The organism is Streptomyces sp. NPDC053750 (assembly GCF_044544295.1).
Taxonomy (GTDB): Bacteria; Actinomycetota; Actinomycetes; order Streptomycetales; family Streptomycetaceae; genus Streptomyces.
The window spans coordinates 1-17,792 of sequence record NZ_JBITXB010000026.1; the positions used below are offsets into that span (position 1 = coordinate 1).

16 protein-coding genes and 5 pseudogenes are annotated in these 17,792 nt (G+C 69.6%); 12 read left to right on the forward strand and 9 right to left on the reverse strand.

Features of this window, described 5'->3' with window-relative positions; all coding sequences use genetic code 11:
* Together ACIGO6_RS37670 and ACIGO6_RS37675 are read right to left on the reverse strand one after the other, a co-directional pair.
* Positions 1 to 117, reverse strand: a pseudogene (locus ACIGO6_RS37670) (SAM-dependent methyltransferase); the annotation flags it as partial.
* A gap of 172 nt (positions 118 to 289) precedes the next feature.
* On the reverse strand, positions 290 to 1,399 hold the full coding sequence (locus tag ACIGO6_RS37675) for a serine hydrolase domain-containing protein (protein ID WP_399884603.1): 1,110 nt from the start codon (positions 1,397 to 1,399) through the stop codon (positions 290 to 292).
* Between the two features lie 410 nt (positions 1,400 to 1,809).
* Here ACIGO6_RS37675 and ACIGO6_RS37680 point away from each other — a divergent pair, with 410 nt between their 5' ends.
* The 3 genes and pseudogenes from ACIGO6_RS37680 (at position 1,810) to ACIGO6_RS37690 (ending at position 4,699) form a co-directional block, all read left to right on the forward strand.
* Positions 1,810 to 1,998, forward strand: coding sequence for a hypothetical protein (locus ACIGO6_RS37680; protein ID WP_399884605.1), 189 nt, complete (start codon positions 1,810 to 1,812; stop codon positions 1,996 to 1,998).
* A 479-nt stretch (positions 1,999 to 2,477) separates the two neighbouring features.
* Positions 2,478 to 3,692, forward strand: a complete 1,215-nt coding sequence (locus ACIGO6_RS37685; RefSeq protein WP_399884607.1) for a PP2C family protein-serine/threonine phosphatase — start codon at positions 2,478 to 2,480, stop codon at positions 3,690 to 3,692.
* 320 nt (positions 3,693 to 4,012) lie between these two features.
* Positions 4,013 to 4,699: pseudogene (locus tag ACIGO6_RS37690) on the forward strand (GAF and ANTAR domain-containing protein).
* A gap of 537 nt (positions 4,700 to 5,236) precedes the next feature.
* Here the strand turns inward: ACIGO6_RS37690 and ACIGO6_RS37695 are convergent.
* Positions 5,237 to 5,866 (reverse strand): annotated as a pseudogene (locus ACIGO6_RS37695) (transposase); the annotation flags it as partial.
* A pseudogene (locus ACIGO6_RS37700) lies at positions 5,865 to 6,074 on the reverse strand (IS6 family transposase); the annotation flags it as partial. The pseudogenes ACIGO6_RS37700 and ACIGO6_RS37695, both read right to left, overlap by 2 nt.
* Positions 6,075 to 6,357: 283 nt before the next feature.
* On the opposite strand from ACIGO6_RS37700, the gene ACIGO6_RS37705 reads away from it, so the two are divergent.
* From ACIGO6_RS37705 to ACIGO6_RS37725, 5 genes and pseudogenes are all read left to right on the forward strand, one after another.
* Positions 6,358 to 6,636 (forward strand): polyprenyl synthetase, encoded by a 279-nt coding sequence (locus ACIGO6_RS37705; protein WP_399884609.1) that lies wholly within the window; start codon positions 6,358 to 6,360, stop codon positions 6,634 to 6,636.
* The gene (locus tag ACIGO6_RS37710) at positions 6,629 to 7,681 is read left to right on the forward strand and encodes a polyprenyl synthetase family protein (protein WP_399884611.1); all 1,053 of its coding nucleotides are present in this window, start codon (positions 6,629 to 6,631) and stop codon (positions 7,679 to 7,681) included. Before ACIGO6_RS37705 ends, ACIGO6_RS37710 begins: the two co-directional genes overlap by 8 nt.
* A gap of 94 nt (positions 7,682 to 7,775) precedes the next feature.
* Entirely contained in the window at positions 7,776 to 8,936 is a 1,161-nt protein-coding gene (locus tag ACIGO6_RS37715; protein ID WP_399884613.1) for an oxygenase MpaB family protein, read from the forward strand.
* Positions 8,937 to 9,484: 548 nt separating this feature from the next.
* A complete protein-coding gene (locus tag ACIGO6_RS37720) occupies positions 9,485 to 9,730 on the forward strand; it encodes a CARDB domain-containing protein (RefSeq protein WP_399884615.1) in 246 nt (81 codons plus the stop codon).
* Positions 9,731 to 9,862: 132 nt separating this feature from the next.
* A pseudogene (locus tag ACIGO6_RS37725) lies at positions 9,863 to 10,572 on the forward strand (SDR family NAD(P)-dependent oxidoreductase).
* Positions 10,573 to 10,705: 133 nt separating this feature from the next.
* Here ACIGO6_RS37725 and ACIGO6_RS37730 read toward each other — a convergent pair.
* Both ACIGO6_RS37730 and ACIGO6_RS37735 read right to left on the reverse strand, forming a co-directional pair.
* Positions 10,706 to 11,053 carry a GNAT family N-acetyltransferase gene (locus ACIGO6_RS37730; protein WP_399884617.1) on the reverse strand — a complete coding sequence of 116 codons (348 nt, stop codon included), beginning with the start codon at positions 11,051 to 11,053 and terminating at the stop codon, positions 10,706 to 10,708.
* The gene (locus ACIGO6_RS37735; protein ID WP_399884619.1) at positions 11,050 to 12,045 is read right to left on the reverse strand and encodes a pirin family protein; all 996 of its coding nucleotides are present in this window, start codon (positions 12,043 to 12,045) and stop codon (positions 11,050 to 11,052) included. The genes ACIGO6_RS37730 and ACIGO6_RS37735 overlap by 4 nt, the downstream gene beginning before the upstream one ends.
* A gap of 95 nt (positions 12,046 to 12,140) precedes the next feature.
* On the opposite strand from ACIGO6_RS37735, the gene ACIGO6_RS37740 reads away from it, so the two are divergent.
* Complete coding sequence (locus ACIGO6_RS37740) at positions 12,141 to 12,638, forward strand: carboxymuconolactone decarboxylase family protein (protein ID WP_399884621.1); 498 nt, start codon at positions 12,141 to 12,143, stop codon at positions 12,636 to 12,638.
* Between the two features lie 25 nt (positions 12,639 to 12,663).
* Here the strand turns inward: ACIGO6_RS37740 and ACIGO6_RS37745 are convergent, their stop codons facing one another.
* Entirely contained in the window at positions 12,664 to 13,164 is a 501-nt protein-coding gene (locus ACIGO6_RS37745) for a LysR substrate-binding domain-containing protein (RefSeq protein ID WP_399884623.1), read from the reverse strand.
* Between the two features lie 109 nt (positions 13,165 to 13,273).
* Between ACIGO6_RS37745 and ACIGO6_RS37750 the strand changes: the two genes are divergently transcribed.
* Complete coding sequence (locus ACIGO6_RS37750) at positions 13,274 to 13,843, forward strand: AAA family ATPase (protein WP_399884626.1); 570 nt, start codon at positions 13,274 to 13,276, stop codon at positions 13,841 to 13,843.
* 34 nt (positions 13,844 to 13,877) lie between these two features.
* Here the strand turns inward: ACIGO6_RS37750 and ACIGO6_RS37755 are convergent, their stop codons facing one another.
* Positions 13,878 to 14,225 (reverse strand): DUF1330 domain-containing protein, encoded by a 348-nt coding sequence (locus ACIGO6_RS37755; protein ID WP_399884628.1) that lies wholly within the window; start codon positions 14,223 to 14,225, stop codon positions 13,878 to 13,880.
* 417 nt (positions 14,226 to 14,642) lie between these two features.
* Here ACIGO6_RS37755 and ACIGO6_RS37760 point away from each other — a divergent pair, with 417 nt between their 5' ends.
* Positions 14,643 to 15,473 carry a hypothetical protein gene (locus tag ACIGO6_RS37760; protein ID WP_399884719.1) on the forward strand — a complete coding sequence of 277 codons (831 nt, stop codon included), beginning with the start codon at positions 14,643 to 14,645 and terminating at the stop codon, positions 15,471 to 15,473.
* Positions 15,474 to 16,133: 660 nt separating this feature from the next.
* On the opposite strand, the gene ACIGO6_RS37765 is transcribed toward ACIGO6_RS37760, so the two are convergent.
* Positions 16,134 to 16,424 carry a WhiB family transcriptional regulator gene (locus ACIGO6_RS37765; RefSeq protein WP_399884630.1) on the reverse strand — a complete coding sequence of 97 codons (291 nt, stop codon included), beginning with the start codon at positions 16,422 to 16,424 and terminating at the stop codon, positions 16,134 to 16,136.
* 170 nt (positions 16,425 to 16,594) lie between these two features.
* Here ACIGO6_RS37765 and ACIGO6_RS37770 point away from each other — a divergent pair, with 170 nt between their 5' ends.
* Positions 16,595 to 17,533, forward strand: coding sequence for a hypothetical protein (locus tag ACIGO6_RS37770; protein ID WP_399884632.1), 939 nt, complete (start codon positions 16,595 to 16,597; stop codon positions 17,531 to 17,533).
* Positions 17,534 to 17,792: the final 259 nt, after the last annotated feature.

The following is a 17,792-nucleotide window of genomic DNA, read 5'->3' on the forward strand; positions in this document are numbered from 1 at the left end:
GCGCTTCATGAGAGCGAAGACGCCCCAGCTGAGGTACTCACGCCCGTAACGGGCGTAGTGGGCGGGCTCGGTGGTGAGTTCTTCCCGTACTTCGGAGGCGAGTTCGTCGTCCGGGTTCCGGGGTGAAGTGCCCCGACTCAGAGGTCCTCGGCACCCGGTAGTGGTGGCGAAGTTCGCTGAGTACGCACGCGTCGACAGCCCCCCTCACGTCCCACAAGGAGCTGTCGAATCCGGTAGCTGCACGGCCCGGGAGGGGCTCGGCTGGGGGCGACCGTGCCCCCATCAGGGGTCAGCGCGTGTCGCCGACGCCGCCCTCGATGAGTGCGGACATCGCGCCCATGGTCGCCCCGGTGACATCCCCGGTGACATACACGACCGCCGTGCGCGAGCCGTCCGCCGTGACACCGGCCCACGCGTGGTAGCCGAGCAGTTCGCCGAAGTGGGAGAAGAAGCTGCCCCCGCCGGGGAGCGGCAGTTCGGCGAGGCCGAGGCCGTACCGCGCACCCTCGATGCCGATCCCGGACGCTGGGACGGTGGCGGTCATCTCGGCGAGCCGCGCCGGGGGAAGCAGTTCCCCACCGAGCAGCGCGGCGTAGAAAACGCTGAGGTCGCGGACGCTGCTGATAAGGGCACCAGAGCCAACAGCCATGCTGGGGTTGAGAAGCGTGACGTCGAGCGGCGTCTCGGTGCCGAACGATGCCCAGCCGGGCGCGTGTGGGCCGGGGACGAACGGTGACTCACCGGGGGCGCTGGTGGCGTCGAGGTCCAAGGGGCGGATGATCCGGTCGGTGATCTCCGCGGCCCAGCTCCGGCCGGTGATCCGCTCGATGATCATCGCGGTGAGCAGGTAGTTGGTGTTGGCGTACGACCACTTCTCGGGTGCCGTCCCGAGCCGCAACGCCGCACCTGCCAGCTCCTCCGGCGCATAACTCCGCAGCCGCTCCGCCTGGTAGCCCTCTGCGCTGGTCAGCGCCGGGATCTCAGGGTCGAGCAGGCGGCTGGTGTGGCGCAACAGGTCGCGTACGGTGATGTCCCGTGCAACCTCCGGCAGCCAGTGCCGTACGAGGGTATCCAGTCTCAGGTCGGCAAGCTGGAGTGCGACCACCGCCGTGAACGTCTTGGTGAGGCTCCCAATCCGGAACCGCCCTTCGCGCGGCGTCCCGGCGAGCGCCTGGCGCCGGCCGTATGGCGACATCACCTCCGCGCCGACTCCCGCGACGCCGGTGGCCAGGATCGCGTTCACCTGCCGGCGGAGATCGCCGTTCGTCGCGGCGGCTGCGGGTGTGGCCGGGCCCCTGGAGGCGGGTGCTGACACCGCCGTCGGCCCCCTGGTGAAGCCCACCAGGGCCGAGGCCATGCCGACGGTCAGGACAGCCCGGCGTGAAACAGGTACGCGCATGGTGTTTCCCCTTCCGTTTCTCCTATCCCACCAACACCGGAAGCCCACGCCCATCCAGCTGTCCTCCCCTCGGCCCCCCGGCTGGCCCCCGGTGAAGCCCGGGGGATGCCCACCGGGCACGGTGGGTCTTGTCGCGTCGAGGGGGCCTTGCGGCCAGCTCGGTGTGGGCCGGGTGCGCTGTAACGGGCACCATGTCCTCCAGCGTGATCCGTCGGACAGGCCCTAGGGCTGACGCGTCGGGAAGCTGCGCGGCTGCGGCGGCAATCTCAGGGAACACGGGCGCCGGCTGGGTGCCGTTCCTGGACCGCAGTACGACCCGGCCTGCGTCGACGGACAGCCCCGCGCGGAAGCTGTCCCACTTGACCTCCGCCGCGTGCCCGGCGGGCAGGTCAGGGCTTTCCACGGCCGTGGTGAGCATCGGCTTGGGCAAGGTCCACGTCGTCACGGTGCACGCCTTCACCGCGGCCGGCCGGGCCGGTGTCCGCCAACGCGGTGCCCACCCGGGTGCCGCCGCTGACGGCGTCGTCCTGGTCGTCGTCGGGATGCAGATTGCAGATCAGCGGCCGGGCCAGCCGACAGCGCCTGGCATGGACCTCTGACGTCGACCGAACCGGCGTAGAGGGCATCGAGAACGAGGACAGGGGCCGATGTGCCGCTGCCTGTCCGCGCAACCGACCAGGGCCTGCCGCGAGGGGGCCGCTTCCCCGACCTGACCGACACCGTCTCGGGCCAGGTCCTGGGCCAGGTCCCGCCGACCTGGCCGCGCGGCGGTCCGCCGGGGCGGCAGAGGGCGTCTCCGGCGGTTGTGCGAGATGCCGTGTCCGTGGCAGTGACCTCATCCCGTTTGTCTGACATCAGCTCTGACATCAGCGGAGCACCATCAGGGCCCCCTGGGTCTCGTACAGGCCGGCGCCGCGGGCCCACAGCGGCGATCAAGCCCAGTCGACGCCCGACTCCCGTCGACGCCCAGGGGAGGCACGCCGTGCTGATGCCGTCGTGGTGGTCTGCCTCGACACTGGAAGGACCGATGGCCTGGGCGGCTGGCGGGTCCGGTGAGCGGTGGGAGTGAGGTAGGGCGGTGTCTGATGATGCGGTGCTGGGCCGGCTGCTGCGGCAGATCCACGACATGGCGCCCACCGACCTACCCGAGGTGCTGCGCGGGCACTACGCGGCGTTGCGCGTGACCGGTTTGACGGTGTACTTGGCGGATCTGCAGGAGAACGTGCTGGTGGCGATGCCGGACGCGCAGGCCAACCCGGTCAGTGCTCTGCCGATCGAGGGAACCCAGGCGGGCTGGACGTACCGGAGTGTCTCTCCGCGCATCACCGCGGATGAGGACGAGGACGGGCTGACGCTGTGGCTGCCGCTCCTGGACGGCGTCGAACGTGTCGGAGTCCTGAAAGTCCAGGCCCCGAGCTTCGACAGGCCTACGATGCTGCTCAGCGAATCCCTGGCATCACTGATCACCCTCATCGTCCTGGACAAGGCCGGCTACAGCGATGACTTCGCGACGGCTATGCGGGCACGGCCGATGAGTCTGCCCGCCGAAATGGTGTGGGCTTTTTTGCCGCCGCGCACCATCGGTACCGGTCAGGTCACCTCCAGCGCGGTTCTGGAGCCTGCTTATGAGATGGGCGGGGAAGCGTTCGAACACGGCATCGTCGGCCGTTTCCTCCACGCGGCCGTCTTCGACGCCATGGGCCATGACCTGCAGGCGGGTCTGACCTCCTCGGTCGGGCTGACTGCCAGCCGCAATTCCCGCCGCCGCGGCACCGACCTCACCGACACCGCCCACGCCATCGACCAGGCCGTGTCCGACGCGTTCCCCGACCGGTACGCCACCACCGTCCTCACCCACCTCGACCTGGTCACCGGACACCTGACCTGGATCAACTGCGGCCACCCCGCCCCGCTGTTGATCCGCGGCGCGGAAGTGGTGCCCTCAGCCATGGAACGCGCCGGGGAACTGCCCCTGGGGCTGGGCGCTGTCCGACCGGACATGCCCCGCACCCTCCACCACCTTCAGCTCGAACCCGGCGACCGGGTCCTGCTCCACACCGACGGCGTCACCGACGCCCGCACCCACACCGGTGAACGATTCGGAGAGGGCGGCTTCGCCGACTTCATCATCCGCGCGATGGCCGCCGGCGAACCCGCCCCCGAAGCCCTGCGCCGCCTCATGCACACCCTCCTCACCCACAAACAGCAAGGCCAGCTCACCGACGACGCCACCATCGTCCTGTTCGAATGGCACCCGGCGGCACCACCCGGAACCCGCCCCTCGGGGGTGTGAGCGCTTCGGCTCCGGTTGACGGGGCGTGGTCCGTTCTCTGTGCCGAGAAGCCGGTGCCCGTCACGGGCAGGTCGATTGCACCCACGCCGTCGAACGGGAGATGGAGTACACGGCCCCCGTCCTGTCAGCCCGCTTGGTCCGCGTTCGGCTGACTGCACCGCTTCGCCTCTTCCTCGCAGCCGGGCAGAGTGGCCGTCTTGAGCACGGCATGAGGGCCGCCACCCGGACACGAACCCCGGCGGATGCGGTGGCATGCGGATCACCGTGTGCGACGCTGGGGCAAGCGGCCCCGGTTCGCATGGGCGCGGGAGGAGGACGGCATGGACTGGCGCTACTTCGCGCAGCAGATGGCGTCGCTGGCGCGGGATCTGCTCGCTCAGGAATCCGTGGATGCCACGCTGGAGCGGATAACCCAGGCCGCTACCGAACTGGTGGAGGGCTGCGACGAGGCCGGCATCCTCATCCTGAAAGGCAGGAAGGTGACGTCCCTGGCTCCCACGGGCCAGCTGGTCATCGACAGCGACCGACTGCAGGAGCGGCTGGGCGAGGGCCCGTGCTTCGATGCCGCCCGACCCGGACAAGAGGAGCGAGTCTTCCGCATCGCCGACTTCACCGAGCAGACGCCCCGCTGGCCCGCCTTCGGCCCCCAGGCCCACGAGCTGGGCATCGGCAGCATGATGGGATTCCTCCTCTACACCTAGGACGAGGAACTCGGCGCCCTGAACATCTACTCCCACAGGCCCGGCGCGTTCGGCGAGAACAGCGAAACAGCCGGCTGGCTGCTGGCCTCCCACGCCGCGGTCGCCCTGTCAGGGGCCCGCTCCCACGCCCAGATGCAACAAGCCGTCACCACCCGCCACCTCATCGGCGAGGCCATGGGCATCCTGATGGGCAGCCGCCGCCTCACCGAGAACCAGGCCTTCGACGTCATGCGCCGCTACTCCCAGGACAACAACATCAAACTCCGCGAGGTCGCCCGCCAGATCATCGAACGCGGCAGCATCTGAGCTGGTCCGGCGGCTTCCCCCAGGCTCATGACCGAACCCGGGGGGAAGCCCGGCCGGGTTCGGCCCCCAGGAATGCAGGCCGCCGACCCGGCCTGTCCGCCAGGTTTCCCGCCTTGCGCAGCTCATGCCGTTCCCGCCGATGGCGTCTACGAGTGCGTCGGCGAGGTAGTCCGCGGCGAAGGCAGCTCCCCGGGCTCTCTCCGAAGCAGTGGGCCCGATGCTCGCCGGTATGGCTGACCAGTTTCCTATCACCTCGCCTATGGCAGGAACACTGCGGTGGCCGTGAGCGAGAGCTGCACGGCGCGTACTGGGTTCTCGAGGGGAGCCGCAGGGCTGTGGCCGTCAGCTGACTCCCCACGCGGCGGGGCGGTGACCTGTCGTGGTCGGGCCTGTAGGGCGGATTCCAGCGGTCGTTGCAACAGGTGAGTGCCGCAACGGTGTCGGTTGCGGCGATGATCAGTGTTGCCAGTCGGTTTCGCCGCCCGGGCCAACCAGGACGGGATCGATTCCTGAGCCAGTGATTCCTAATGCTGTCTGTCAAGCCGTGAGAGCGGTGGGAGGCACGGCCTCGTAGGTCCGTCCGTCGCGTAGAAGCGCCCAGAGGACGTTGACGCGGTGGCGGGCCAGGGCCAGGACGGCCTGGATGTGGCGCTTGCCCTCGGAGCGTTTGCGTTCGTAGAACCGGCGGGACTCAGTGCAGTGGCGAATGCTGAACAGCGCGGAGATGTAGAACACTCGTTTGAGCCGGCGGTTGTAGCGCCGTGGACGGCGAAGGTTGCCGCTGATCTTCCCGAAGTCGCGGGGAACGGGAGCAACGCCGCCGAAGCCAGCGAGGCGGTCAGGAGTACCGAAAAGACTCATGTCGCCGCCGGTCGCGGCCAGGAACTCGGCACCGAGGATCACGCCCAGGCCGGGCATGCTGGTGATCACTTCAAAGTCCCGATGTTCGCGGAACCGGGCCTCGATCGCCTTGTCGAGCTCGGCAACCTGCTGGTTGAGGGACAGCACCTCCGCCGCCAGGGTGTGCACCAGCTGGGCGGTCAGTTTTTCGCCGGGCAGGCTGGTGTGCTGGCGTCCGGCGGCCTCTAGAGCTGTCTCGGCGAGTCGGTCAGCGCGCAGGACCTTGCGGTTGCGCAGCCAGGTTACGAGCCGCTTCCTGCCTGTCCGGCCGGGGCCGCCGGCCGTTCGCATAGATCTGCCCGAACTTCGCGCACCAGCGCCGGACCGTCTCGTGAGAGACGAGCACACCACGCTTGAGCATGAGCTCCTCAACCTCGCGGAAGCCGAGCGGGAAACGGAAGTACAGCCGCACGCAGTGCGCGATCACCTCGACCGGGTACCGGTGCCCCTTGTACGACGGCGACGCGGACGACACGAGCGACCCCTCCCCGGCACAACCAACTCCAAGATCATCCCAGACCGGTCAGCCAACGTGACAACGCCGTTGCGGCGCCTCACGGCAGCGGGGCCGGTCACGTCTCCTGCGGCCATGTGGCCAGCACGACGCCGGTCTCTCGGGCGGCGTCGATCCGTACTGCCGCGCGATGTGATCACTCGATCGTGAGTTCCTCCCCTCTGGCCGCCGAAGCGACGCAATGCTCACAAGGGACGGCGCATGACCGGCGCCGTTCCAAAATGTGCGTGGGTGGGGAAAGAGTATGACGCGAGAAACGGGACGCCGCGCGGGCCTGGACGAGCAGGCGGTGCTGCTGGCGGCGGGGCTGGCCGACGTTGCTGCGAGCACACTGGGCTCGGCCCTGGGAATGGCGCGAGGGCTGCTGCGTCGCTCGGACGCAGCGGAGCTGGCTGCGCAGGCCGAGCAGGAGCTGGTCGCACGGGGGCGTCTGGTGCTGGACCGGCATGCGTCTGTGCCCCCGGCGCACCTGGAGGTTCTCGCCCGGCACGTCCTGGCTCAGAAGTGCACTGCCGATGTCTGAGCGGTGGGATCCGGTCGCGTTCAAGGCGCGGATCGACGAGGTTCTGCACCAGTTCATCACTCAGGAGGCCGACCAGTTCGCTGCGGTGGATCCGCTCCTGAGTCCGGTGGCCGCGCAGGTGGAGGCTGCGGTCGCAGACGGTAAAAGGCTGCGGGCGGCGTTCTGTTACTGGGGCTGGCGCGCGGTGGGACAGCCGGACAGCGCTGCGCTGGTGCGGGCGGCGGCCTCCTTGGAGCTGGTGCACGCCGCGGCGGTCGTGCACGACGATCTCATCGACGACAGCCCGCTGCGGCACGGGCGGCCCACGACTCACGTGGCCCTGCGCGGTGCTGTGCGGGGCCGTCCGCGGGCGGATGCCGCCGCGCGGTCGCTGGCGATGCTGGTGGGAGACCTGTTGATGGCGATGGCGGGACAGTTGTTCGCGACCAGTGGCTTGCCCGCGGCGTACCTGGCCCGGGCCCGCCCGCTGTGGTCGGTGATGGCGCGGGAACTGGTGGCGGGCGAGTGCCTGGAGATCTTGCGGACCGGAGCTGGTCCGGACACCGAGGCGTCGCTGAAGGTGATCCGCTACAAGACGGCCAAGTACACCGTTGAGCAGCCCCTGCTGATGGGGGGTTTCCTGGCCGGGGCCGGCGGGCGGCTGCGCGAGGGTTACACCGCGTACGGGCTGCCGCTGGGCGAGGCCTTCCAGCTGCGGGACGACCTGCTGGGGTTGTTCGGGGACCCGGAGCGTACCGGTAAGGCCAACGCCGACGATGTGCGTGGCCAGCGGCCTACGGCGTTGCTGGCAGAGACCTGGCGCCTGGCCGCCGACGACGACCGTGATCGGTTGCGCGCTCTACTGGGCCGGCGCCGTCCGAACGCGGAAGCCTTGGACGCGGTCCGCGAGGTGATGCGCCGGCTGAAGGCACCCGACCGCATCGAACGCATGATCAGCGCACGGGTCGAGGAGGCGCTGGGCGCGCTCCACGAGCTGGACGTACCGGCGCACGCTGCCGGTGCCCTGGCCTCACTGGCGCAGTCGGCAGCGGACCGAGCGTCGTGAAGCAATCCCGCCCCCGGAGGGCCTCGGTCCCATGCCTCTTCAGACCGCTGGTCGGCGGTCGTCTGCCGTTTCGACGAAATTGAGGAGTTCTGCCATGACCTACACCGAGGCATCGATGGACGCTCTGCGGCAGGCCGGTGACGAACTCGCCGACGCCACCGTCGCCGCGCTCTTCGAACGCGGCCAGGTCGGCATGTTCAACACCTTGATGCGCTACGTCTCCACCGCCGGTGCCCCGTTGCCGGACGGTCTGCCGGACGTGGCGCGTGAGTACCTCGAGGCCACCCGACTGCCACCGGCCTGGGTGGACTGGGCGGAGATGGAGAAGGCCCGGCTGTTCTTCATCGACAACAACGTGCACATCTCCACCGCACTGTCTTTCGCTTCCATGCCCGCGTGCTATCTGGTCCCTCACGTGGCCAGGCTGCTGTCGGCCACCCACGGCCTGAACTACCCCTCCAAGCGCATGGCGGAGACCGGTCAGTTCACCGTCTACCTGATGCAGCCCGACGCCTTCGAAGCGGGTAGCCGCTTTATTCCCGCAGCCCAGAAGGTCCGCCTCCTGCACGCATCCATCCGCCACCACCTCCAGCGGGAGGACCGGTGGGACACCCGGGCTCTGGGAGCGCCGATCTGCCAGGAGGACATGATCGGCGGGCAGATGTTCTTCTCCCTGCTGGTGCTGGACAGCCTGCACCGCCTCGGCATCCACATGTCGGCAGAAGGCGCCGAGGCCTACTACTACGCCTGGCGCGTGGTCGGGGCCATGCTCGGCGTCGACCAGGACGCCGTCCCCAAGACCCTCGACGAGGCCCGCCGCTTCCTCGACCTGTACATGATCCGGCACATGGGCCCGTCCGAGGAGGGCGCCCACCTGACCCGGCAGCTCATCGACCTCTACGAAGAGGTGGTACCCGGCACCTTCTTCGACCCGATCGTCTCCGCCCTCATCCGCTACCTGATCGGTGACACCTGCGCCGACTGGCTGCAGGTGCCCCGCACCCCCTGGGACAGCGTCGTCAAGGCCGTGCCCCACCTCCTCGGCGTCCTGGAGAGCATCGAGGACCGCTCCCCCCTCGGTGCCTGGGCCCTGGACCGGCTCGGACACCTCACCACCGTCTTCGAGTTGTCGTCCCTCACCCGCGGGCGCGTCATGCACTACGCGATCCCCGAACAGCTCAAGAAGGACTACGGCATCTCCAGCACGGTACCGAGCACCCGCCGGTGGACCCCGCCGGCCGCCACGGTTGCCTGACCATCCTCGATGCCGCCGGAGTGGGCATGTCGTCCGGCGGGGAAGCGGCCGTCGGCCTCTCGACACCGCCCTCATACGCGTGCTGCCGAAGGAGCCGTGAAACGACCGTACGACGGTGGCGACCCAGCCGGACACGACACCGTTTGGCGCAGACACGGCCGCCATGTGGAACGGATGGCATGCAGCGGTTTCAGCAGCCCGGTCTGCGGCAGACGGCCGCCGAGGGCCGCCTCGGAGACGAAGTTGAAGGAGTTCGCCGCCGGAGAGCGGCCCTCAAAGCCCCAGGACTGGGCCCGGCTTTGCGTCAGTCCGCCGGCGTCCACGGCAGTGCGGACTGGTGCTGACACCGCCGCACCACCAGCATTCGAAGTCGTCAGGAACCCGGTACTTCTGCGTCCACCACGCTGGCCCCCTCCCGGAACCGTGTAGCGGGGCCGGTCCGCGCCCGGCGACCGCGCAATCGGACTACGTCGCGCTCCCGTGCCCGGCCTCCTTCGGGTCCCCCGTCTGCCGGCCCCGAGGCCCGCTTCGCGCTGAGCGACCTGACGGTGACCCCGACCCGGGCGCGCCCCGGCACACCGGTGCGGGTGACGGCACGGGTGAGGAACGTGGGTGAGGCGAAGGGCACCTACTCCGCCGTCCTGCTGGTGGCGGGCGAGACCGAGCAGCGGCTGGCCGTGACGGTCCGCCCAGGCGAGGAGGCTCGGGTACGGTTCACCGTGCGCCGCGAGACGGCCGGGTCCTACTCCGTCGGGACCGGACCGCTGACGGGAGGCTTCGTCGTGCGGCGGTGAGCGCCGCAGTCGCCCAGTGGGTCATTTGACGGATTCCCCGGCACCCGCGATCGACGACTCTTGCCGTGTCAGCAGACGCCGCCCCCGACGACCGGTCGGAGGCGGCACCGCCAGGAACCGACAGGAGCAGTCATGAGCAACGATCAGAAGGTCGCGATCATCACCGGTGCGTCGCAGGGCATCGGCGCCGAGCTGGTGAAGGGCTACCGGGAGAAGGGCTACCGGATGGTCGGGACCTCTCGGTCGGTCAAGCCGTCGGAGGACCGGGATCTGGTGACGGTGGCGGGTGACATCGCCGACCCGACGACCGCGGCGCGGGTCGTCACCGAGGCGCTCGAGCGGTTCGGCCGCGTCGACACCCTGATCGACAACGCCGGTGTGTTCATCGCCAAGCCGTTCACGGAGTAACCGCCGAGGACTTCGCGACGATGCTGGGAGTGAACCTGCACGGGTTCTTCCACATCTCCCAGGCCGCCGCCGAGCCGATGGCCAAGCAGGGCAGCGGTCACATCGTCACCATCACCACCACCCTGGTCGACCACCCCATGGCTGAGGTCCCCTCCGTCCTGGCGTCGCTGACCAAGGGCGGCCTCAACGCGGCCACCCGGTCCCTCGCGATCGAGTACGCGTCCAAGGGCGTCCGGGTGAACGCGGTGTCGCCCGGCATCATCAAGACGCCGCTGCACCCCGCCGAGGCCCACGAGACGCTCGCGGGTCTGCACCCGGTCGGCCGCATGGGCGAGACGAGCGACATCGTGGACGCCGTGCTCTACCTGGAGGCGGCCGGCCTCGTGACGGGCGAGATCCTGCACGTCGACGGTGGCCAGAGCGCGGGCCGCTGACCCGGATCGCCGGGGGGAAGGGCCGGGTCCGGCCCCTCCCCCCGGTAAACGCGACGCTGTCGGGCGGTGTGCTTCCCGGCACACCGCCGAGCGGCGCCCGCGACCGGTCACCCGACCGTCCGCGGGCGGCGCGTCACCTCAGCTCCGCCTCGATCCACTCCACGACGTCCGGTGTCACGGGCTCGGCGATGTCCGCGAACTCCTCGTGCTTCTCGAGGAACCCCTTGACGTAAGGGCAGACGGGAACGACTCGTCTGCCCGTTTCCCGTACGTCCTCCAGGGCCTCGCGGACGAGTCGGGATGCCAGTCCCCGGCCGGCGAACGCCTCGTAGACCTTGGTGTGGTAGAAGACCCGCTGCTGTTCCCCGCGGTCCCGGTAGGCCGTGAAGCCGGCGGTCCGGCCGTCGACCTCTATCTCGTAGCGGAACCGGTCCGGCACGTGACGGACGGTGGGAACGGTGGCCGGTGCCTGCTCTGTCATCGTGCGTCCTTCGTGGCGGGGGCGGGGTTCCTGCGGGGGGTGAGGGTGGCGTTGGGGAGTGCGGGGGCGGGAAGGCGGTCTCCGGGATACCCCTCGACCCGGCCGAAGCGGTCGGAGGCGTTCTCCCAGTCCTCGCGGGCCCGGACGATGTCGTCGTGGGTGCGGCCGATGAAGTTCCACCACATGACGATCTCCTCGCCGAAGGGGGGCCCGCCCAGCAGTACCAGCCGTGCGGTGCCGGTTCCCTCGTTGGCGACGGTGAGCGTCGCGCGTCCGGGGGCGGCGTAGCCGAGTTCGGCGGGCTTCAGGGCGGTGCCGTTCAGGAGGACGTCGCCGGTGTCCACCAGGAGTCCGTGCTCGAACTCCGGGTCGACGCCGAGGGTCACCGTGGCGCCCGGCTCCACGGACAGTTCCGCACCGAGCAGGGGCGTGAAGGTGCGCACCGGGGAGGTGTCGCCGGCGAGCGTGCCGAGGAAGACCCGTGCGGTGCCGCCGTCGAGCCGCACCGCGTCGGGTACGTAGTGCTGGAAGTCCCGGGCGGCGTCGCGGTGTTCGTCGGGCAGCGCCACCCACAACTGGACGCCGTGCAGGACAGTCGTCCGCGGGGTGGACACCTCCGTGTGGCTGATCCCCGACCCGCCAGTCATGAGGTTGAGTTCACCGGGTCTGACGAAGGCGTGACTGCCGAGGCTGTCGCGGTGCTCGATCTCCCCGGCGAAGAGCCAGCTGACGGTCTGCAGACCGGTGTGCGGGTGCGGTGCGACGTCCATGCCGCCCGTCGTGGACACGTCGTCGGGGCCGTAGTGGTCGGCGAAGCACCAGGCTCCGATCAGTGTGCGGGCGCGCTGGGGCAGGGTACGCCGCACCGGCATGGCCCGAGGGCCGCCGAGCGGGACCTGCCGGGCGGTGAGGACCTCGACGGCCGGGGCCGCCCCGTCGCCGGCCGGTCCGCCGCATCTCAGCTCGGCAGGCTGTGTTTCGGTGTTGCTCACGGTCGCAGCCCTCTCACCAATGAATGTTTGAGTTTCAACAATTATGCGTCGATGATAGGGCGGGCGGCGAATGATCGCTCGATGAAGGAGACGACATGACCGAGACGGCGGCGGTGAGGCCCGGTAACCGGGTCTTCGTCGACAAGCAGCACCCCGACGCCTACCGCGCGCTCGCCGCGACGGCGCAGGCCGCGAAGGACGCGGCGGCCGCCGCCGGGCTCGACCGCAGGCTCGTCGAACTGGTCAACCTGCGCGTGTCCCAGCTCAACGCCTGTGCCTACTGCCTCAACCTGCACACCCGCGCCGCGCTGCGGGCGGGCGAGACCACCCAGCGGCTGGGCGTTCTGGCGGCCTGGCGCGACACCGACCTGTTCACCGCCCGGGAACGCGCCGCGCTCGCCCTGGCCGAGGCCACCACCCGCCCCGCCGACGCCGGCACCCAGACCGCGGCCTACGCGGAGGCCCGCGCCACGTTCTCCGACGACGAGATATCCGCGGTGATCTGGGTCGCGATCACCATGAACGCGTTCAACCGGGTCTCGGTCATGAGCAAGCACCCGGTCCGTGAGAGCTCGGCGGTTCCCGTGCAGTGATCCGTACGCGACCGCGTACGTCCGCTCAGAAGACGCGGTCGCGTCGGATGTGGTGCGGAATCAGGTCCAGGAAGGCGTGCAGCGCCCGCGTCGGCGGGCGCGTCGCCGAGGCGACCACGCTGAGCGTCCAGGAGAGACGGGCGTCCGCGAGGGGGACGACACGCACCGCGTCCCCGGCCGCCTCCGCGAAGTCGGGCGGCAGCAGGGCCACGCCCAGGCCGTGCGCCACGTAGTCCGCGATCGTCGTGATGTCCGAGACCTCGATCAGTACGCGCCGGGACAGCTCCGCCCTCGTGAACGCGTCCTCCACGATCTGGCGTTGCCCGAATCCCGTGGGCATGTCGACGAAGGACTCGTCAGCGATGTCCCTCAGCCCCACTCCCGAAACCAGCGAAGGACCAGCACAGCCTGTCGGAACCGCCCCAGCGCCCTCGATCGGCGCGGGGTGCCGACCCGCGGCGATGTGCAGCGAGCAGGCAGGCGAGGAACTCGACGACGTGGCACGGGACGTCGAGCGTGGCAACATGGGTGACCATCGTGAACCTCTGGTTCATCGGACGATCTTATGAGGAAGAACCGTCCTACCAGGGGCTTCGCGGCCATTCCCGCCCAGGTGGCTACGACAGGGGTCAGTAGTGCAGGAACTCGGTTCCGCGGTGGTCCTCATTACCGGGGTCATGGCGTCCGGTAAGTCCACCGTCGCGCAACTGCTCGCCGAGCGGCTCTCGCGCTCCGTGCACCTACGCGGCGACAGCTTCCGCCGAATGATCGTGTCCGGTGGCGAGGAGTTCACTCCACAGCCGTCCGACGAGGCGACGGCGCAGTTGCGTCTGCGATACCAGGCTTCCGCAACGATTGCGGATCTGTACGCGGGGGCGGGCTGGACGGTCGTCGCCCAGGACGTCGTGCTGGGCGAGCACCTCGACGCCTACCTCAACTGGGTGACGACCAGGCCGCTTTACCTGGTCGTCCTCGCTCCCACCCCGGAAGCGGTCGCACAACGAGAGGCCGGCCGCCGTAAGCACGGCTACGGGGGTCCCTGGACAGTCGACATCCTCGACCAGGCCCTACGCCAGAACACCCCGCGCCGCGGGCTATGGCTGGACACGTCGCATCAGACGCCTGACCAGACTGTGGACCAAATCCTCACTGGCCTCACCACGGCGCACGTCGCCAACCCCGCGCATTCGACGACAGATCACTGACGGAGGGCGGGGCCTGCTGTAGCCCGGGCCCGGGTTAATCGGCAGGCAGGGCCTCCCGCATAACCTTTGCGGTGGCAGTCGGGTCGTAGTCCTCGGAGACGCCTTCGACCAGGATGATGTCGCCCTCGATGTGCCGCGAGCGCAGCGGTGCGATCTCCTGGTAGGCGGGTGAGTCCCACCAGGCACGCGCCTCGGCGATCCCGGGGAAGCCGATCATCACGACGTGCCCGGGCCAGCGGCCCTCCTTCACCTCGTGCTGCGTGGCGTGCACGAGGAAACGGCCGCCGTACGGCTCGAAGGTGGCGGGGATGCGCTCGATGTACTCGGCGATCTCCGGGTGCGGAGCGGCCTCTTGCAGGTGAGCTATGGCGTAGGCGGGCATGGCGTCCTTCCGGTCGGACGGGCTCCGTACGCAGATGATCGTGGCATCCAGACGCGCCGGGGTCCATGACCTGGCAGGTAATCGACTCCGGCCCGCAGCGCGGACCACCGGCGCCCTCGGCGCGCGCCGCGCCCCTGCCGTCGGCCGGTGGGCCGGCCGTGTCCGGTGTGCAGTTGCACGCCCCCGTCATCTCGGAGGGAGCCGGAGGCGTACAGCCGCCAGCCCTCGGTGGAGCCCAGCAATCAAGTGGGAACGGCGAGCAGGGATGGCCGTTTTCAAGGAGCGCCATCAGGTGATGACGATGTGTGAAAACAGCCAGTGCCGCTCTTCCTCCCCACTCGGTTGCCGTCGGCAACGAGGGGTCGGGGTCACCACTCGTGCACGGTGCGCCCCTCCGTCCCGTACGGTCTACCCGTGATGATCAATTCGGGTGCCCCGCGCACCCTCGGCCTTCCTGCCTCCGAGGCGCGGTTGCGCTTCGACACGGAATTTCACGAGATCGGCGGCGGGCCGCGCCGCCGCTTGCTCATGGTCGACGACGAGCCTGCATTCGAGCTCAGCTTCTACTGCGGAACGTGTCCGTTCCTGTTCCGCCGGTTGGAGACCTCAAGGCAGAAGCTGTCCCTGGAGGACGTGCAGGAACGGCTGACCGGCGCGCTGGGCGATGTCGACGACGCTGGAGTGATCGATGCGTTCGGCACGTTGCTGCCGCAAGGCGAGTACCTGCCACTGCTCCTGAGTGTGCAACCCCGGCTGGTCGTTCCCGGCGGAGAAGGCGACTATTTCAGCGGCGAGCAGGTCACGACGTGGGGGATCGATCAGTTCTGGGGCCTGCCGGAGTACCCGCACACCCCGTACTACCGAACGTTCGAGACCGCCGTCGATGCGGACGCCCACCTCTACGAGTTCGTCGTGCCCATGGTTGCCCCCACATGGAACGACAGGGAACGCGTCGAGGAGTACGCCACGCGCATGGAGAAGGGAACAGTCCCTACGGCGGTGGCGATCTCCACGCTCGACCTGTGCGAGCCCGCCGCCGGGATGCCGATCGACCAGTACCAGCACTGGGGCCTGACCCACTTCCTCCTCGACGGCCATCACAAACTGGAGGCCGCCGCCACGGTCGACAGGCCAGTGCGGATCCTCTCTCTCCTGGCCCTGAGCGAAGGCCTGGCCGGAGCGGAAAACTGTGCTCGGCTGCCTGCCCTGCGCGCTCGGCCCCGTTCAGCCCGGGCGAGCGGCATCTGAACCAGCACAGACCGCCACGCCGCGGGCCCGCAACAGCGCACCCCAGGAAGCCACCGACGTCGTTCTGTGGCCCGTTGCGGACCCGTCCGCAGGTCACCTGCTGGCTCTGTCGGGCCGGATGGCGCCGAACGAGTCGGGCACCGCCATGGCAGTGTTGACCAGCTACAACGACGGCGATCACGAGGGCCGGGGAGGCTCTGCGGACGGCGCTGCCGGCAGGGTCGGTCATCTGATGACGGCGGAGCGGGTCATCGCTCCCGGCGGACTGCGTATCCGCGACACGGCGACCGGAGTCACGGTGTCGCCTGGCTGTTGCTCCGGGTTGGAGGACTGGCGCGACTGGCTCGGCCTGGTGACCGGTGCGGAGCCGAGGCTCGGTCACGATCCGAGGCCGCACATCGAGCACCTCGGAGCGAGTGTCCGACTGTGGCCGGACGAGGACCATCCGCGAGAGAGGTTCACCGATCTGCCTCTGGCCCAGCTGCCGGAGCTGCCGGGCTCCGTGCGGGAGCAGCTCGTCGGCTTTCTGGCTGCGGTCGAAGAATGGGCGGCCCAGCACGCCCCGGCTCTCGCTGCCCGCCTGGTGGCGAAGCTCGAGGAGGACCTGGCCATCGGGCGCCCCGCTCCGGCAAGATCAGCGCTGAGAGACCATCCCCCTGGTCAGCTGGGCTGCGGCTGCTGCTGCTTGACGCGTGTGCTGTCCAGGACGTGCCGCCAGGAAGCGACGCCCGGTCGGCGGCGCAGCAGCGCGCGGCGTTCGCGTTCGGTCATGCCGCCCCACACGCCCCATTCGATGCGGTTGTCGAGGGCTTCCACCAGGCAGTCGATGCGTACGGGGCAGCGCTCGCAGACAGCTTTGGCGCGCTTTTGGCGGGTGCTCTCCGCGAACAGTTCGTCCGCATCGGCGCCGCGGCAGGCGGCGTCCTCCTGCCAGTACTTCACGGTCGTCATGATGTTCCTCCCCCGTCGCGTTCGGCGACGGCACCGAGCCTATGCCCAGGTCACGGCCGATCAGTCCTCAGCTGTCCGCAAGGATGGCGATCGGGCCGGACTGTACCTATGGGGCGTTTGGAGTGAGTAGCATCCGTCAGCAACATCCCAGGTAGAAGGAGTGTGCTGTCGTGGCCGACGAGCCCCAGACGACCCCCGTGCAAGAACGTGTACGCCAGCGATTCGCCGACGAGCTCACGGCCAACCACGCAGAACAGGAAGAGCTCACCGGGCAGATCGCCGCCCTGCAGCAGCGACTCGATCAACTCCGCGCAGATGAGACGTGGTTGACACAGGCGCAAAGCAGCCTGCCCACGACGGGCGAGCCCGCGAACGGCGCGTCCGGCAGCGCGGCCGAGACACCGTCGGCGGCCACGGTGGAGCAGGTAGAGACGGTCGTCGAGGCGCCGCAGACCGTTCCGGCGCAGCGGCAGAAGCAGACGGCGAAGAAGGCGGCCCAGGCGAAGAAGCCCGCCGCCAGAAAGTCCGCGGCGAAGAAGCCGGCGGCGAAGAAGTCGGCGGCCGAGAAGAAGACCACGGTGAAGAAGGCGGTCGCGAAGGCGCCGGTCAAGGAGACCTCCGCCAAGAAGACAGCGCCGGCGGCCGAGAAGTCCGCTGCGAAGAAGACGGCGGCCGAGCAGGCTGCATCGCCGAAGGCCGTTGCCGCGAACGCTTCGGCGGGCAAGGCCGCCACCTCGAAGGCTGCGTCGCCGAAGGCCGCCGCCACGAAGGCTCCGGCGGGCAAGGGCGCGGCCGGTGGGCCGCCGCTTTGGGAGCTCCTCCTCGGTGTGCTGCGCAAGACACCGGGCCAGCCCTTGGTGGCCCGCGAGGTCAGCGACCAGCTCGCCAAGGACCACCCCGACCGGGCAACGTCCGCGCAGACGGTCCGCAACGGCCTGCAGACCCTGGTCACGAAGAACCTCGCCGAGAAGACCCGCCAGCAGGGCAACGTCATGTACACCGCCCACGCCGACACGCCCGCGGCCACCGCGACGCTCTCGCCCGCCGGGGGCGAGCCCGCGAGCGACAAGGCCGAGCAGGCGACCGAGAAGGTCCCGGCGGAGGTCTAGCATCCGCTGCCGCCCTCCGGGCCCGCGGCTCGCTGGGCGAGCCGCCGCAGGGGCCCGGAGGACGGCAAGGACGGAAGTGCGTCGACGACAGGTGGACCAGTGGACCATGATCGTGCTGAAGGTCGGGCCGCTGAGTGGGAAGACAACCTCCCACCAAGGCGCCCACGCTGGTGACAGACCTGTTTGGCATCATCCCCGCATGGACTTCGACCTCGCCCCACCTGCCGGCGTTGGCCCGTTGCGACTCGGCATGACGCGG